This window comes from Halopseudomonas pertucinogena (assembly GCF_014646575.1).
Taxonomy (GTDB): Bacteria; Pseudomonadota; Gammaproteobacteria; order Pseudomonadales; family Pseudomonadaceae; genus Halopseudomonas; species Halopseudomonas pertucinogena.
Genome location: NZ_BMNN01000004.1, coordinates 137755 through 154087, shown reverse-complemented (window position 1 = coordinate 154087; position 16333 = coordinate 137755). Strand labels below are relative to the sequence as shown.

At 64.7% G+C, this 16333-nt stretch carries 15 protein-coding genes; 6 read left to right on the top strand and 9 right to left on the bottom strand.

The window, feature by feature from the left end; all coding sequences use genetic code 11:
• Nucleotides 1-2 precede the first annotated feature (2 nt).
• The 5 genes from IEW63_RS10175 to ppnN all read right to left on the bottom strand — a co-directional run bounded on the left by IEW63_RS10175 (nucleotide 3) and on the right by ppnN (nucleotide 5777).
• On the bottom strand, nucleotides 3-734 hold the full coding sequence (locus tag IEW63_RS10175; RefSeq protein ID WP_188636511.1) for a lysophospholipid acyltransferase family protein: 732 nt from the start codon (nucleotides 732-734) through the stop codon (nucleotides 3-5).
• A 2-nt stretch (nucleotides 735-736) separates the two neighbouring features.
• A complete protein-coding gene (gmhB, locus tag IEW63_RS10170) occupies nucleotides 737-1270 on the bottom strand; it encodes a D-glycero-beta-D-manno-heptose 1,7-bisphosphate 7-phosphatase (RefSeq protein ID WP_188636510.1) in 534 nt (177 codons plus the stop codon).
• Nucleotides 1267-3321, bottom strand: coding sequence for a glycine--tRNA ligase subunit beta (gene glyS, locus IEW63_RS10165; protein WP_188636669.1), 2055 nt, complete (start codon nucleotides 3319-3321; stop codon nucleotides 1267-1269). Before glyS ends, gmhB begins: the two co-directional genes overlap by 4 nt.
• Nucleotides 3321-4268 (bottom strand): glycine--tRNA ligase subunit alpha, encoded by a 948-nt coding sequence (gene glyQ / locus IEW63_RS10160; protein WP_188636509.1) that lies wholly within the window; start codon nucleotides 4266-4268, stop codon nucleotides 3321-3323. The genes glyS and glyQ overlap by 1 nt, the downstream gene beginning before the upstream one ends.
• A 138-nt stretch (nucleotides 4269-4406) precedes the next feature.
• Nucleotides 4407-5777: a nucleotide 5'-monophosphate nucleosidase PpnN gene (gene ppnN, locus IEW63_RS10155; protein WP_236995772.1), complete on the bottom strand. Its 1371-nt coding sequence runs from the start codon at nucleotides 5775-5777 to the stop codon at nucleotides 4407-4409.
• 128 nt (nucleotides 5778-5905) lie between these two features.
• Here ppnN and IEW63_RS10150 point away from each other — a divergent pair, with 128 nt between their 5' ends.
• The 6 genes from IEW63_RS10150 to IEW63_RS10125 are packed head-to-tail and all read left to right on the top strand — an operon-like array spanning nucleotide 5906 to nucleotide 11153.
• Nucleotides 5906-6511, top strand: coding sequence for a DNA-3-methyladenine glycosylase I (locus tag IEW63_RS10150; protein ID WP_188636508.1), 606 nt, complete (start codon nucleotides 5906-5908; stop codon nucleotides 6509-6511).
• A 26-nt stretch (nucleotides 6512-6537) separates the two neighbouring features.
• A complete protein-coding gene (locus IEW63_RS10145; protein ID WP_188636507.1) occupies nucleotides 6538-7491 on the top strand; it encodes a TAXI family TRAP transporter solute-binding subunit in 954 nt (317 codons plus the stop codon).
• Nucleotides 7492-7511: 20 nt separating this feature from the next.
• Nucleotides 7512-9533 (top strand): TRAP transporter permease, encoded by a 2022-nt coding sequence (locus IEW63_RS10140; protein ID WP_188636506.1) that lies wholly within the window; start codon nucleotides 7512-7514, stop codon nucleotides 9531-9533.
• Nucleotides 9530-9928, top strand: a complete 399-nt coding sequence (locus tag IEW63_RS10135; protein ID WP_188636505.1) for a DUF1850 domain-containing protein — start codon at nucleotides 9530-9532, stop codon at nucleotides 9926-9928. Before IEW63_RS10140 ends, IEW63_RS10135 begins: the two co-directional genes overlap by 4 nt.
• 49 nt (nucleotides 9929-9977) lie before the next feature.
• A complete protein-coding gene (locus IEW63_RS10130) occupies nucleotides 9978-10865 on the top strand; it encodes a lysophospholipid acyltransferase (protein ID WP_188636667.1) in 888 nt (295 codons plus the stop codon).
• An 18-nt stretch (nucleotides 10866-10883) separates the two neighbouring features.
• On the top strand, nucleotides 10884-11153 hold the full coding sequence (locus IEW63_RS10125) for a PilZ domain-containing protein (protein ID WP_188636504.1): 270 nt from the start codon (nucleotides 10884-10886) through the stop codon (nucleotides 11151-11153).
• 7 nt (nucleotides 11154-11160) lie between these two features.
• Here the strand turns inward: IEW63_RS10125 and IEW63_RS10120 are convergent, their stop codons facing one another.
• From IEW63_RS10120 to fmt, 4 genes are read right to left on the bottom strand one after another with little or no spacing between them, the layout of a single operon-like run.
• The gene (locus tag IEW63_RS10120; protein WP_188636503.1) at nucleotides 11161-12609 is read right to left on the bottom strand and encodes a TrkH family potassium uptake protein; all 1449 of its coding nucleotides are present in this window, start codon (nucleotides 12607-12609) and stop codon (nucleotides 11161-11163) included.
• Between the two features lie 23 nt (nucleotides 12610-12632).
• The gene (trkA, locus tag IEW63_RS10115) at nucleotides 12633-14006 is read right to left on the bottom strand and encodes a Trk system potassium transporter TrkA (RefSeq protein ID WP_188636502.1); all 1374 of its coding nucleotides are present in this window, start codon (nucleotides 14004-14006) and stop codon (nucleotides 12633-12635) included.
• A gap of 12 nt (nucleotides 14007-14018) precedes the next feature.
• The gene (rsmB, locus tag IEW63_RS10110; RefSeq protein ID WP_188636501.1) at nucleotides 14019-15335 is read right to left on the bottom strand and encodes a 16S rRNA (cytosine(967)-C(5))-methyltransferase RsmB; all 1317 of its coding nucleotides are present in this window, start codon (nucleotides 15333-15335) and stop codon (nucleotides 14019-14021) included.
• A complete protein-coding gene (fmt, locus tag IEW63_RS10105; protein WP_188636500.1) occupies nucleotides 15332-16285 on the bottom strand; it encodes a methionyl-tRNA formyltransferase in 954 nt (317 codons plus the stop codon). The genes rsmB and fmt overlap by 4 nt, the downstream gene beginning before the upstream one ends.
• Nucleotides 16286-16333 lie beyond the last annotated feature (48 nt).

Genomic DNA, 16333 nt, shown 5'->3' with positions numbered 1-16333 from the left:
ACTCAGCGCTGCTGGATTTCCAGCATCGCCTGCTGCACCCAGGCTTCGGCCTGCTTGTGCGCCTCGACGATGGAGCGTGGATCCGAGCCTGCGGGGTGGATGGCCGGCCCGATGTGTATCTGTACCGTACCGGCGCGCTTGCCCCACCCCTTGCGCGGCCAGAACTCGCCGGCGTTGTGGGCGACCGGGACGATGGGCACGTTGTTGGCGCAGGCCAGCGCCGCACCGCCGCGGCTGAACCTGATCGGCTGGCCCGGCTCGACCCGCGTGCCTTCGGGGAAAACCAGCACCCAGAGGCCCTCACGCAGCCGCTGGCCACCGATGCGGTTGAGCTGCTGCAGCGAGCTGCGGGCCTTGCTGCGGTTGATGGCGATGGGTTTGAGCAGGGCGAAGGCCCAGCCGAAGAAGGGGACGTACAGCAGTTCCTTCTTGATCAGCTGTGTCTGCGGCTTGAAGATCAGCTGCAGGAAAAAGGTTTCCCAGGTGCTCTGGTGGTTGGCCACAATGACGCCGGGCTGTCCCGGAATGTTCTCGAGGCCGGTCACCCGATAATTGATGCCCACCAGGTGCTTCGCCAGCCATATCGCCATCCGGCACCACCACACCAGCACCACGTTGAACCGCATGCGATAGGGCATCAACGGCCCGATCAGCAGCATCGGAATGGACCAGAGGACGGCGGTGGTGGACAGGATCAGGTAGAAAAGCGTGACACGCAGGGCCATCAGGGACATGGTCAGTTTTCCAGCAGGTAGTCGGCTACGGCAGCCAGGTTGTCGAATACGCGGGTGCCTTCCGGCAGCGGTTTGCGTTCCGTCTGTGCACCCTTCCCGGTACGTACGAGATACGGCTGGCAGCCCAGCGCGGCGCCGGCCTGCAGGTCGCGCAGACTGTCGCCTACGGTAGGTACGCCATCCAGACTGAGGCCGTAATGTTCGGCTATCGAGCGGAACATGCCGGACAGCGGCTTGCGGCAGTCGCAGCCGTCATCCGGGCCATGGGGGCAGTGGCGGATCAGATCAACCTGCCCGCCCTGCTCCGCGACCAGTTCGCGCAGACGCCGGTGCATTGCTTCAAGGGTCTGCTCGCTGAAATAGCCCCTGGCAAGGCCGGACTGGTTGGTGGCCACCGCCACCGTCCAGCCGGCCTTGCACAGACGAGCTATCGCCTCGATGGATCCCGGCAGCGGAATCCATTCCTCGACCGACTTGACGAAGGCGTCGGAGTCCTCGTTGATGACTCCGTCGCGGTCCAGAATGATCAGTTTCATCCGATCAGCGAGATATCGGCCACGCCCAGGAACAGCCCGCGCAGGCGCGCCAGGAGGGCGTATCGATTGGTCTTGACCCGTTCGTCCTCGGCATTGACCAGCACCTGGTCGAAGAAGGCATCCACGGGCTCGCGCAGCGCCGCCAGACTGTTCAGCGTGGCGGTGTACTGGCGTTGTTGCGCCAGCGGCTTCACGGCGTCCTCAGCGGCGGCCACGGCCGTTGCCAGGGCCTGCTCGGCAGCCTCGGTCAGCAATTGCTGATCCACCGACCCGGGCAGCTCACCCTCGGCCTTGGCCAGGATATTGGCCACCCGCTTGTTGGCGGCGGCGAGCGCTTCGGCTTCCGGCAGGCGGCGGAAGGCCTGCACTGCCTGAACACGCTGATCGAAGTCCAGCGGTGAATCGGGATGGACCGCACGCACCGACTGGTATACGGCCACATCGATCCCCTCGTCCTCATAGCGGGCCCGCAGGCGGTCGAAGATGAAGTCCTGCACCTGATCAACCAGCCCTTCGCTCTTCACTGCGCTGCCGTACTGACTGATGGCGGTCTCGAGGGCTGCGTGCAGATCCAGCTCGAGTCTCTTCTCGATGAGGATGCGCAGCACGCCCAGCGCGGCGCGGCGCAGGGCGTAGGGGTCCTTGCTGCCGGTGGGCAGCATGCCGATGCCGAAGATGCCGGCCAGGGTATCCAGCTTGTCGGCCAGCGCCACGGCCGCCCCGGTCAGGGTGCTCGGCAGCTCTGCACCGGCACCACGGGGCATATACTGCTCATTCAGCGCCAGGGCCACCTCATCGGGCTCGCCATCGTGGCGGGCATAGTAGTAACCGGCAATGCCCTGCAGCTCCGGAAACTCCCCGACCATCTCGCTGGCCAGGTCGCACTTGCTCAGCAGACCGGCGCGGGCAGCGTTGGCCGCATCGCCCCCGATGCTGCCGGCGATGAAGGCCGCCAGGCTGGAGACCCGCAATGCCTTGTCATAGACGCTGCCCAATTCGGCTTGGAAGACCACATTGGCCAACCGTTCGTTGTTGTCCTGCAGCGGGTGCTTCAGGTCCTGCTGGTAGAAGAACTCGGCGTCGGTCAGGCGCGGACGCACGACCTTCTCGTTACCGGCAATGATCTGAGCCGGGTCCTTGCTGTCGATGTTCGACACGGTGATGAAGCGCGGCAGCAGGGTGCCCTTGCTGTCCAGCAGGCAGAAGTACTTCTGGTTGTCCTGCATGGTGGAGATCAGCGCTTCCTGGGGCACCTCGAGGAAGCGTTCCTCGAAGCTGCACACCAGCGGGACCGGCCATTCGACCAGTGCCGTCACCTCGTCGAGCAGGTCGTCCGGGACGATCGCACTGCCCTGCTGCTCGGCGGCCAGCTTGCTGACCCGATCACTGATCAGGGCGCGGCGCTCGGCAAAATCGGCAATCACATGCGCCTTGCGCAGATCGTCGGCATAGCTGGCCGGACTGCCTATCGCCACCGGATCGGGGTGGTGGAAGCGGTGACCGCGCGAGTCGCGGCCGGACTGCTGGGACAGGATCTGGCAGGGAACCACCTCATCGCCCAGCAACATGACCAGCCACTGGGTCGGGCGGACGAATTCGGTCTTGCCGGCTCCCCAGCGCATGCGCTTGGGGATCGGCAGGTCAGCCAGCGCCTGGTCGATGATGCCCGGCAGCAGTTCGCTGGCCGGCTGACCGGGAATATTCTGTACAAAGCGCAGGCGTGGACCGCTCTGGTCCAGCTCGCCCAGCTCGACCCCGCATTTGCGGGCAAAGCCCAGCGCGGCCTGGGTCGGGTTGCCGGCGGCATCGAACGCCGCCTTCAGCGGCGGACCGTCCATCTGCTGGGTGCGGTCGGGCTGTTCGGTGGCCAGCTGCTCGATCTGCACCGCCAGCCGGCGCGGTGCGGCGTAGTAACGGGCAGCCTGATAGGTGAGGCCGGCCTCGGCCAGACCCTTTTCCACACCGGTCAGGAAAGCTTCGGCGAGGGGCTTCAACGCCTTGGGGGGCAGCTCTTCGGTGCCCAGTTCAACCAGAAAGTCCTGAGCCTGCATCATTCGGCCTCCTTCAGTTTGGCCAGTACTTCATCACGCAGCTCCGGGGTGGCCATGGGGAAGCCGAGGCGGGCGCGCGCATGCAGATAGGCATGGGCAATGGCGCGGGCCAGGGTGCGCACGCGCAGAATGTAACGTTGACGCTCGGTCACCGAGATCGCCCGGCGGGCATCCAGCAGGTTGAAGGTGTGGGAGGCCTTCATCACCATTTCGTAGGCCGGCAGCGGCAGCTCGGCTTCGATAAGACGGTTGGCCTCGCTCTCGTAGAAGCTGAACAGCTCGAACAGTTTCTCGACATTGGCGTGTTCGAAGTTGTAGGTGGACTGTTCCACCTCGTTCTGGTGGAACACGTCGCCATAGGTGACCTTGCCGAACTGGCCGTCGGAGTAGACCAGGTCGTACACCGAGTCCACGCCCTGCAGGTACATGGCCAGGCGCTCCAGCCCGTAGGTGATCTCGCCGGTGACCGGGTAGCACTCGACCCCGCCGACCTGCTGGAAGTAGGTGAACTGGGTCACCTCCATGCCATTGAGCCAGACCTCCCAGCCCAGACCCCAGGCACCCAGCGTCGGCGATTCCCAGTTGTCCTCGACGAAGCGGATGTCGTGCACCAGCGGGTCGATCCCGATGTGGCGCAGGGAGTCCAGATACAGCTCCTGGATATTGTCCGGGTTCGGCTTGAGCACGACCTGGAACTGGTAGTAATGCTGCAACCGGTTGGGGTTCTCGCCGTAGCGGCCATCAGCGGGGCGGCGACTGGGCTGCACATAGGCGGCGTTCCAGATTTCCGGGCCGATGGAGCGCAGGAAGGTGGCGGTATGAAAGGTCCCCGCACCCACCTCCATGTCGTAGGGCTGCAGAATCACGCAGCCTTGCTCGGCCCAGAAGCTTTGCAGCGCAAGAATCAGGCCCTGGAAGGTCTGGGCGGCAGGGTTTGTCTGTGTCACGTTTTTCACCGGTCAACTGTGAAGAAAGGGCGAAGTATACAATGTGGCGGGGCGGCATACAGCATGGCGGGACATTTGTCGGCGGCGGGCGGCGGCATGGTTCCCTGCTCCGCCCCGCACCGCCTGTGGCCGGATGGCCTAGCTGACCACCCGGTAACAGGGTCGGTAGGCCTCGCCGTTGGGTATCTTCATCCGCTGCTGGTCGACGAAGGCCTGCAGCAGCGCGCCCAGCGGCTGCATGATCTGCGCGTCGCCGCGCAATTCGTACGGACCGTATTCCTCGATCAGACGGATACCGTGCTCCTTGACGTTGCCGGCGACGATACCGGAGAACGCACGGCGCAGGTTCGCCGCCAGCAGATGCGGCGGGGTGTCCCGGCGCAGTTCCAGCGCGGCCATGTTTTCATGGGTAGGGTCGAAGGGCAGCTGGAAGTCCTGCTCCACCCGCAGCAGCCAGTTGAAGTGGAATGCGTCGTTGCGTTCGCGACGGAAATGCTCGACCTCGGCCAGCCCCTGTTTCATCCGGCGGGCTACCCGCACCGGATCCTCGATGATGATCTCGTAACGGGTCTGCGCCTGCTCGCCCAGCGTGGCGCCGACGAACTCATGCAGCTGCTGGATATAATTGGCGGACGAGCGCGGCCCGGTGAGGATCAGCGGGAAGGGCAGCTCCGCGTTGTCGGGGTGCAGCAGGATACCCAGCAGATAGAGAAACTCCTCGGCGGTACCGGCGCCGCCGGGGAAGATGATGATGCCGTGACCGACCCGGATGAAGGCCTCCAGGCGCTTTTCGATGTCCGGCAGGATCACCAGCTCGTTGACGATCGGGTTGGGCGCCTCGGCGGCGATGATCCCCGGTTCGGTCAACCCCAGGTAACGGGCGTCGAGCACGCGCTGCTTGGCGTGGGCGATGGTGGCGCCCTTCATCGGCCCCTTCATCACGCCCGGTCCACAGCCGGTGCAGATGTTCAGATTGCGCAGCCCCAGCTCGTGACCGACTCGCTTGCTGTACTTGTATTCCTCCTCGTTGATCGAGTGGCCGCCCCAGCACACCACCATCTTCGGCTCGACGCCGGGGGTCAGGGTGCGGGCGTTGCGCAGCAGGTGGAACACATAGTCGGTGATGCCGCTGGACGTGCTCAGGTCGGCGCGGTTGTTGTGCAGTTCGCTCTCGGTGTAGACGATGTCGCGCAGGGCGCTGAACAGCATCTCGCGCACGCTGGAGATCATGTGGCCGTCGACGAAGGCATCCGCCGGCGCGTTGCGCAGGTCGAGCCGGACGCCGCGATCGAGCTGGCGGATTTCCACCTCGAAATCGGCGTAGGCCTCGAGGATGCTGCGGGCATCGTCAACCCGCGCGCCGGTGTTGAGAATGGCCAGGGCGCACTGGCGGAACAGCTGATAGGTGCTGCCGGAACCCACCTCACTGAGGTTGCGGACTTCACGCTGGGACAGGATTTCCATGCTGCCCCGGGGGGTAACTGAAACGTTTACTGTAGGTGCAGGCATTATATCTTCCGTTTGAATTTAAGCAGTTATCTTACGTCATAGCGGGGGTGGCTTGGCAAAGGCCCGCCGGGTGCGCAGTGCAGAGCGGCGCGCTAGCATAGGACAAACTTCAGCGCAGGATATCCGCCATGAATGCCAGCACGACGCCACTCGTTCGCTGCCAGTGGTGCAGCAGCGATCCGCTCTACCGGCAATACCACGATGAGGAATGGGGCGTACCCCACCGGGACGCCCGGCACCTGTTCGAGATGCTGATCCTGGAGGGCGTGCAGGCAGGACTCGCCTGGATCACCGTGCTGCGCAAGCGGGAACACTACCGCGAGGTCTATCGCAACTTCGATGCGCAGTTCATGGCGCGACAGACCGACGAGGACATCGAGCGGCTGGCCCGGGACCCGCGGATCATCCGCAATCGGCTGAAGCTGCGGGCGGCACGGCAGAATGCCCGGGCCTGGCTGCGGCTGACCGAACGGGAGGACCCGGTGGCGTGGCTCTGGCAGTTCGTCGATGGGCGGCCGCGGATCAACCATTTCAGCGCCGATGCACAGGTGCCGGCCATTACCGACGAGGCCCGGGCCATGAGCCGGGCGCTGAAGCAGGCCGGCTTCAGCTTTGTCGGACCCACCATCTGTTACGCATTCATGCAGGCAACCGGCATGGTTATGGACCATACTCAAGACTGCTTTCGTTATGCGGAGCTGGGCGGCGCTCCCGCCGCCACCGGATCAGAATAAACAACAATAACGCTGGAGATCACCCTATGGGACTTACCAGACGACTCGGCCTGCTGGCAGCTGCCGCGGCGCTGACCATAACCACTGCGGTATACGCAGCGCCCACCTATATCAACGTGCTGACCGGTGGTACCAGCGGGGTGTATTACCCGATTGGTGTGGCCATCTCCCAGCTTTACGGTCAGATTGATGGCGCCAGGCCCTCGGTACAGGCGACCAAGGCCTCGGTGGAAAATCTCAATCTCCTGCAGAACGGTCGGGGTGAGCTGGCCTTTGCGCTCGGGGATTCGGTTGCCGACGCCTGGAACGGTGTAGAAGAAGCCGGCTTCCGGACACCGCTGACCCGGTTGCGGGCGATTGCCGGCACCTACAATAACTACATCCAGGTGGTCGCCAGCGCCGAGTCCGGCATCAAGACGCTGGATGATCTGCGCGGCAAACGGATTTCCGTTGGTGCACCCAAATCAGGCACCGAGCTGAACGCACGGGCCATCTTTGCCGCCGCCGGGCTCAGCTATGGCGACATGCGCCGGGTCGAGTTCCTGCCCTACGCCGAATCCGTCGAGCTGATCAAGAACCGCCAGCTTGATGCCACCCTGCAGTCCTCGGGCCTGGGCATGGCAGCCATCCGTGATCTGGCCAGCACCATGCCCGTGACCTTCGTCGCGATTCCCGAAGACGTAGTGCAGAAGATCGGCAATCCGGCCTATCAGCCCGGCGTGATCCCGGCCGGAACCTATGACGGGCAGGACGAGGACGTGCCTACGGTGGCGATCACCAATATTCTGGTCAGCCATGAAAAGGTGGACGACGATATCGCCTACCAGATGACCAGGCTGATATTCGACAACCTGACGGCGCTGGGTAATGCCCATTCCGCTGCCAAGACCATCCGGCTGGAGACCGCCGCGGACAACCTGCCCATTCCGCTGCATCCGGGAGCCGAACGGTTCTACAGGGAAGCGGGCGTACTGCAGTAGAGTAGCGGCAGGAGCAGTCCATGAGCGAATATCAGGGGCTCCATGCGAGCCCCGCCGAGTGGCCTCGGACGCTGTTCCATGTGGCCCTGGCGTTCTCCACCTTCCAGATCATCACCGCCGCCTTTCATCCCCTATCGACTCAGGTGATGCGTGCCGGGCACGTCGGCTTCCTGCTGATGCTGGTCTATCTGAGCTACCCCCTGCGCGGTTCGGCCCGGCCATGGCAGCCGCTGGCCTGGGTACTGGCACTGGCCGGCATGGCTACCTTCTTCTACCAATGGTACTTCGAGGCGGACCTGATCCAGCGTTCGGGTGACCTGACGCCGCTGGACATGGCGGTGGGGCTGGTGCTCATCGCCCTGGTGTTCGAGGCGGCCCGGCGGGTAATGGGGATCGCCTTGCCGATCATTTGCGGACTTTTCCTCGCCTACGGGTTGTTCGGCAACTACCTGCCTGGCGATCTGGCGCACCGGGGCTATGGCCTGGACCAGATCGTTAACCAGCTGTCCTTTGGCACCGAAGGGCTGTACGGCACGCCGACCTACGTATCGGCAACCTATATCTTCCTGTTCATCCTGTTCGGCTCCTTCCTGGAGCAGGCGGGGATGATTCGCCTGTTCACCGACTTTGCCATGGGGCTGTTCGGCCATCGTTCCGGCGGGCCGGCCAAGGTATCGGTGGTGTCCTCGGCATTGATGGGGACCATCACCGGCTCCGGTGTCGCCAACGTGGTGACCACCGGCCAGTTCACCATCCCGCTGATGAAGCGCTTCGGCTACCGCGCGGCCTTCGCCGGAGGCGTCGAGGCGACCTCCAGCATGGGCAGCCAGATCATGCCGCCGGTGATGGGCGCAGTCGCCTTCATCATGGCCGAAACCATCAACGTGCCCTATGTGGAGGTGGCCAAGGCGGCGCTGATCCCGGCGCTGCTGTATTTCGGCTCGGTATTCTGGATGGTGCACCTGGAAGCCAGGCGCTCCAAGCTCCATGGCCTGCCGAAGGAAGAGTGCCCCAGCGCCTGGGAGGCAGTGCGCCAGCGCTGGTTCCTGCTGATCCCGCTGGTCGTGCTGGTCTGGCTGCTGTTTTCCGGACGCACGCCCATGTTCGCCGGCACCATCGGGCTGGCGCTGACGGCGATCGTGATTCTCGGCTCGGCGCTGATCCTGCGGCTGTCTTCCACCGCGCTGCGGGTCGCATTCTGGGTCGCCCTGGGGGTTCTCTGTGCCGGTTTCTTCCAGCTGGGCATCGGGGTAATCTTTGGCGTCATCGCCGCGCTGGTGGCCGCCTGCTGGTTCGTCAAGGGCGGGCGCGACACCCTGCGGATCTGCCTGCACGCGCTGGTAGAAGGCGCGCGGCATGCGGTACCGGTGGGGATCGCCTGTGTCCTGGTAGGGGTGATCATCGGTATCGTTTCGCTGACCGGCGTGGCCTCGACCTTCGCCGGCTACATCCTGGCCATCGGCCAGGACAATCTGTTCCTGTCGCTGTTGCTGACCATGCTCACCTGCCTGGTGCTGGGCATGGGTATCCCGACCATTCCCAACTACATCATCACCAGCTCCATCGCCGCACCGGCGCTGCTCGACCTGGGGGTGCCACTGATCGTCTCGCACATGTTCGTGTTCTATTTCGGCATCATGGCCGACCTGACCCCGCCGGTGGCGCTGGCCTGCTTCGCCGCCGCGCCCATCGCCCGGGAGAACGGCCTGCGGATCAGCATGTGGGCCATCCGCATTGCGGTCGCCGGCTTCGTGGTGCCCTTCATGGCGGTCTATAGCCCGGCGTTGATGATGCAGGGCGGGGACTGGACGGCGGTAGTCTACATGCTGGTCAAGGCCGCCTTCGCCATTGGTTTATGGGGTATCGTCTTTACCGGCTACTGTATGCGCCCGCTGGCCTGGTGGGAGAAGGGGCTGGGCTTTGCCGCCGGGGCGCTGATGATCCTGGCACTGCCGATCACTGATGAACTGGGGTTCGCCCTGGGCCTGCTCTTCATTGCCCAGCACTGGTGGCGGGCGCGGCGGGCAGCGCGCCTGGCATGAATGCGTTATGCCTGGGTCTCGCCGGGGTGGTGTGGGCGCAGGTGCCGCTGACCGAGTTCACCCTGGCCTGGCAGCACAGTGTGGAGAAAATCCGCTGGGAGGAAGATTACCGGCTCAGCCCTGCCGGTCTGGTGCTGGAGGCGGCCCGCGTGCGCGGCAGCGGCGCCGGTATGGAGATCCCCCACGATGCCGTATTGCGTGACGGCAGCTGGCATTACCGGCCGCAGCTGTCGCCACTCCAGCCGCTGCGTCTGGGGCGCAGCGGCGTCGGCGCGGTTGGCGATTACCAACTGTGCGGGAATCAGGGGTGCAGGCCGCTTGCTGACTGGCTTGGACCACCCGATGCGCGGCATCCGATGGTGGAATTGTGGAGCTGCATGCTGCCTGTGGGCTGACGCCGATGTGCAGGCTACAATGGCGCTTTTCGAGATCTGGAGTGCGCAGGTGGAAAAGCTCAAGGGCGCTGTTGCGGTGGGATCACTCAAGCTGTTTGCGCGGTTGCCGTTCGGTGCGGCGCAGCGGCTCGGCGCCGCCGTCGGCTGGCTGATGTGGAAACTGCCGAACCGCTCGCGGGAAGTGGTGCGGATCAACCTGCGTCATTGCTTCCCCGAACTGAGCGCCGAGCAGCGCGAGAGGCTGACCGGTGAAACCCTGGTGAACATCGGCCGCAGCTTTGCCGAGAGCGCCTGCGCCTGGATGTGGAGTCCGCAGAAGACGGTGGCGCTGATCAGGGAGGTGGAAGGCGAGCACCTGCTTGACGAGGCGCTGGCCGAAGGCAAGGGCGTGGTGGGCATCACCAGCCACCTGGGCAACTGGGAAGTGCTCAACCACTGGTACTGCCAGAAGTGTTCGCCGATCATCTTCTATCGGCCGCCGAAATTGAAGGCAGTGGATGAACTGCTGCAGGAAAAGCGCACCCAGCTGGGCAACAAGGTGGCCGCTTCCACCCGCGAGGGCATCATCAGCGTCATGCGTGAGGTGCGCCGCGGTGGCGCGGTGGGCATACCGGCCGATCCGGAGCCGTCAATGAAGAGCGGGGTGTTCGTGCCGTTCCTCGGCGCCACGGCACTGACCAGCAAATTCGTCCCCGGCCTGCTCAAGGGCAGTACTGCCAATGGCGTCTTCCTGCACTGCCTGCGCCTTGCCGATGGCAGCGGCTTCAAGGTGGTGGTCGAGCGTGCTCCGGAGGCGTTGTATAGTGACGATGATGCCACCGCAGTGGCGGCACTGAGTGCCACCCTGGGCAGCTATGTGCGGCGCTGGCCAAGCCAGTACATGTGGACCATGAAACGCTTCAAGAAGCGCCCCCCGGGCGAGAAGAAATGGTACTGAACAACAAGGACGTTCGGCATGAGTAACAAGCGCGTATACCCGCGGACCGTGATGAAGGCTCGCATCCGCATCAGTCATCCGGAACTCGGTGATGTATTCGGCCAGACCCGCGACCTGTCCGATGGCGGCGTGTTTGTCGAGAACGCCCAGCTTGCCAGCCTGGCTCCCGGTACCGAAGTGACCGGCCAGGTTCAGGACATGCCCTTCGAGGCGCCGGTGCTGCGCATGGTGATCCAGCGCGTGGTAGCCGGCGAGGGTGCCGGCATGGCCTTCCTCGACGAGGAATAGACCGGCGTCAGCGGCGCCAGAACATCGGCGTCAGCAGTACCAGCAGGGTGAATACTTCCAGCCGTCCGAGCAGCATGGCGAAGCTGAGCAGCCATTTCACCGTGGCGCTGAGCTCGCCGTAGTGCGCGGTGACGTCACCCAGGCCGGGACCGAGGTTGTTCATGCAGGCGGCCAGGGCAGAGAACGCGGTGACGAAATCCAGCCCCGTGCCGAGCAGCAGCAGAAACAGCACGGCGAAGGTGAAGACGTAGACCGAACAGAACCCCCATACCGCCTCCACCACCCGATCACCCACCGGTTGCTGCCCCAGCTTCACCGGAAATACACCGTTGGTATGCAGCAGCCGCTTGATCTCCCTCACCCCCTGCTTGAATACCAGCACCACCCGGATGATCTTCATGCCTCCACCGGTGGAGCCGGCGCAGGCGCCGGCGAAGCTGGCGTACAGCAGCAGGAAGGGCAGCACCGAAGGCCAGGCAGAGAAGTCGGTGATGGTGAAACCAGTGGTGGTGGCGATGGACACGGCCTGGAAGGCGGCGTAGCGCAGCGCCGACGCCGGATCGTAATACCGGTACCCGATCAGCAGGAGGGTACAGACAACCACCAGCCCGAGCAGGATCAGCAGATAACTGCGGCACTCCGGGTCCTGCCAGTAGCTGCGCACCGAGCGGTAGCGCCAAGCGGTGAAGTGCAGCGCAAAATTGATCCCCGACAGCACCATGAACAGCAGGCAGATGGTTTCGATGGCCGGGCTGTTGTAGTAGCCGATGCTGGCGTCGTGGGTAGAAAATCCACCGATGGCGATGGTCGAGAAACTGTGGCCGATGGCGTCGAACAGGGTCATGCCGGCCAGCCAGTAGGCACCGGCGCAGGCCAGGGTCAGACCGGTGTAGATGAACCACAGCACCTTGGCGGTTTCGGCGATGCGCGGGGTGAGCTTGTTGTCCTTGAGCGGACCGGGCATTTCCGCGCGATACAGCTGCATACCACCGACGCCGAGCAGCGGCAGGATCGCCACCGCCAGCACGATGATGCCCATGCCGCCGAACCACTGCAGCTGCTGGCGGTAGAACAGCAGCGCCCGTGGCAGGGTATCCAGCCCGGTGATCACGGTGGCGCCGGTGGTGGTCAGCCCGGAGAAGGATTCGAACACCGCATCGGCCACGCTCAGGTCGGGCAGCTCCAGCAGGTACAGGGGGATCGCGCCGAACAAACCGAGCACCAGCCAGAACAGCACGGTGATCAGATAGCCGTCCCGGGTGCGCAGTTCGTTGCGCTGGCGCCGCACCGGCAACCATACCAGCAGACCGACAGTCAGGGTGATGGCAAAGCCGATGATGAAGGACTGGGTAGCCTGTTCGTGGTGATACCAGCCAACCGCAGCGGCGGGCAGCATGCCGAGGGAGAACAGCATGAGCAGAATGCCGGTGATGCGCTGTATCTGGGAGTACTGCATGGCGCGCTACCTGTTGGCGGATATCAGAGGAAGGTCAGGCCGACCTGGAACAGCCGCTCGACATCGCGGATGTGCTTCTTGTCGATGACGAACAGGATGACGTGGTCGCCGGACTCTATCACCGTGCTGTCATGGGCGATGAGGACCTCCTCGTTGCGCACCACGGCACCGATGGTGGTGCCCGGCGGCAGTCGGATATCCCGGATGGCCCGACCCACCACCCGCGAGGAGCGCGTGTCGCCGTGGGCGATGATCTCGATCGCTTCAGCCGCGCCCCGGCGCAGGGAGTGAACATTGACGATATCACCGCGGCGGACATGGGCAAGAAGCGTCCCGATCGTCGCATGGGAAGGGGAAATGGCGATCTCGATCTGCCCGCCCTGTACCAGGTCGACATAGGCCGGGTTGTTGATCAGCGCCATCACCCGACGCGCGCCGAGGCGCTTGGCCAGCAGCGAGGACATGATGTTGGCCTCGTCGTCGTTGGTGACCGCGCAGAAAATGTCGACTTCCTCGATGTTTTCGTCGATCAGCAATTGTTTATCCGAGGCGCTGCCGTACAACACGATGGACTTGTCCAGATTCTGCGACAGGTAGTCGGCCCGGGCCCGGTTGTTTTCGATGATCTTCACCCGGTAGTGGGTCTCGATGGCTTCGGCCAGGCGCTCGCCGATATTGCCGCCGCCGGCGATCATCACTGTCCTGTTGCGTTTCTCCACGCGCCGCAGTTCACTCATCACCGCGCGGATGTCCCGCGAAGCCGCAATGAAGAACACCTCGTCATCGGCTTCGATGAGGGTGTCACCCTGGGGCGTTATCGGGCGGTCGCGGCGGAAGATTGCCGCCACCCGGGTGTCCACTCCGGGCATATGCTGACGCAGGTAGCGCAGCTCCTGACCGACCAGAGGGCCTCCATGGTAGGCCCGGACCGCCACCAGCTGCACCTTGCCATGGGCGAAGTCGACCACCTGGAGCGCGCCGGGATGCTGGATCAGCCGCTTGATATAGGTTGTAACCGCCTGTTCGGGGCTGATCACCACGTCCACCGGCAGATCGTCGTTGCCGAGGAGGCCGTTGCGCGTCAGATAGGCGGATTCGCGGATACGGGCGATCTTGGTGGGCGTACGGTACAGCGAATAGGCAACCTGGCAGGCGATCATGTTGGTCTCATCGCTGCTGGTGACGGCGATCAGCATGTCCGCATCGTCCGCACCGGCCTGGCGCAGCACTGTCGGCAGGGAGCCGCGGCCCCTGACCGTGCGGATGTCCAGGCGGTCGCCCAGCGCCCGCAGCTTCACCGCGTCGACGTCCACCACCGTGATGTCATTGGCCTCGCTGGCCAGCTCCGCTGCCAGACTGCCGCCCACCTGCCCGGCTCCGAGAATGATGATCTTCATGCGCCCGTCCTGTTATCCGACGATACGGCCCTTGTCCAGCTTCACCAGTTTCGCCAGATAGAATCCATCGTGTCTCTTGGGCTGCGGCAGCAACTGGCGACCGCAGGGTTGCTCCACACCGTATTCCGCAGTGATCGGTAGCTGGCGCGCACCGCCCTGGCGCGCAAGGAAGGCCTCGATCACTCGGGTGTTCTCCTCCGGCAGGACAGAACAGGTGGCGTATACCAGGATGCCGCCAACCTCCAGGGTTTGCCACAGTTGATCCAGCAGTTCGCCCTGCAGCGCCGCCAGCGCAGCGATGTCGTCCGCCTGCCGGGTGAGCTTGATATCCGGATGGCGGCGGATGACACCGGTGGCGCTGCAGGGGGCGTCCAGCAGGATGCGCTGGAACGGCTGGCCGTCCCACCAGCTGTCCAGCCGGCGGGCGTCGGCGGCCTTGAGTGTAGCCTCGAGCTGCAGCCGCTGCAGGTTCTCCTGCACGCGGGCCAGCCGGGCCGGCTCCAGATCCAGCGCGACCAGCTCCTGCAGGCCGGGTTCCAGCTCGAGAATATGGCAGGTCTTGCCGCCGGGGGCGCAGCAGGCGTCCAATACCCTGAGGCCGGGTCTGAGTTCCAGCAAGGGGGCCGCCAGCTGGGCCGCCTCGTCCTGAACGCTGACCGCGCCCTCGGCAAAGCCCGGCAACTGGTATACGTCCCTCGGTGCGGCCAGGGTGATGCCGTCGGCGCTGAAACCGCAGGCGCTGGCCTCAATACCCTCGTTGTTCAGGCGCGCAAGGTAGGCGTCACGCTCCCCCTGCAGCCGGTTGACCCGCAGGGTCATTGGCGGATGGAGATTATTGGCGGCGCAGATGGCTTCCCAGTGTTCCGGCCAATCGGCCTTCAGCCGCTTCTGCAGCCAGCGCGGATGGCTCACGCGGATCACCGGGTCATGCTCCAGCCCGGGCAGCAGCGCCGACCCTTCACGCTGGACGCGGCGCAGCACCGCGTTGAGCATCCCCTTGGCCCAGGGTTTCTTCAGCTTGACGGCAGCATCGACCGTCTCGGCAATGGCGGCATGGGCGGGAATCCGGGTGTACAGCAGCTGGTACATGCCGACCAGCAACAGAGCCTGAAGATCACGGTCGGCGGCACGCAGAGGCTTTTGCAACAGTTGATCGGCCAGCCCCTGAAGGCGGTGGAACCAGCGCGTTGTGCCCATCGCCAGCTCGCGGGCCAGTGCCTGGTCACGAGCTGGCACCCTGTCCAGCTGGGCCGGCAGGCTGCTGCCCAGCGAACCCTTGCCGGCCATGACCACCGCCAGCGCATGGGTTGCCGCCAGCCGCGGGCTCACCGGCCGTTGTCCAGCAGCTGGCCGGGGCTGAACTGATCGCGCCGGGCGTTGTAGAGGTCGCTGAACGGCAGCGGCTTGCCCCCCGGCAGCTGCAGGCGGGTCAGGCGCAGGGCCTGTTCACCGCAGGCCACCAGCAGGCCTTCCCTGCTGCAGTCGAGAATTTCCCCGGGGTGGCCGCTGCCCTCCTCGACCGTGGCGGCCCAGACCTTGAGGGGTTGATCCTGCCAGCCGGCATGGGCCAGCGGCCAGGGGTTAAAGGCGCGGATCATCAGCGCCAGCTCCCTTGCCGGCCGTGCCCAGTCGATGCGGGCCTCTGCCTTGCTCAGCTTGTGCGCGTAGGTGGCCAGGCTGTCATCCTGAACCTCGGTCTCGAGGGTGCCTGCTGCCAGCCCCTCTATCGCCTGAAGGACCGCCACCGGGCCGATCTCGGCCAGGCGGTCATGCAAGCTGCCGCCGGTTTCATCCATACCAATGGGGGTACGGCTCTTGAGCAGCATGGGGCCGGTATCCAGCCCTGCCTCCATCTGCATCACGGTGACGCCTGTCTCCCTGTCCCCGGCTTCGATGGCGCGCTGGATCGGCGCGGCACCGCGCCAGCGGGGCAGCAGCGACGCGTGACTGTTGATGCAGCCAAGCCGCGGCAGATCCAGCACCGCCTGGGGCAGAATCAGGCCGTAGGCAACTACCACCAGCAGGTCGGCCTCAAGGGCAGCCAGCTCGGCCTGGGCCTCGGGTGCGCGCAGGGTCTGCGGCTGGTACACCGGCAGACCATGCTGCAAGGCCAGCTTCTTGACAGCGCTGGGGGTCAGCTTCTGGCCCCGCCCGGCGGGTCGGTCCGGTTGGGTATATACCGCGACGATATTCAGTTTGGCATCCAGCAGCGCCTGGAGGTGGGCCGCGGCAAACTCGGGCGTTCCGGCAAAGACGATGCGCAGATCAGTGCTTTTCATCAGGACTACATCCAACCAGTAAAGAAAAAGGCTTGCCGCGGCAAGCCT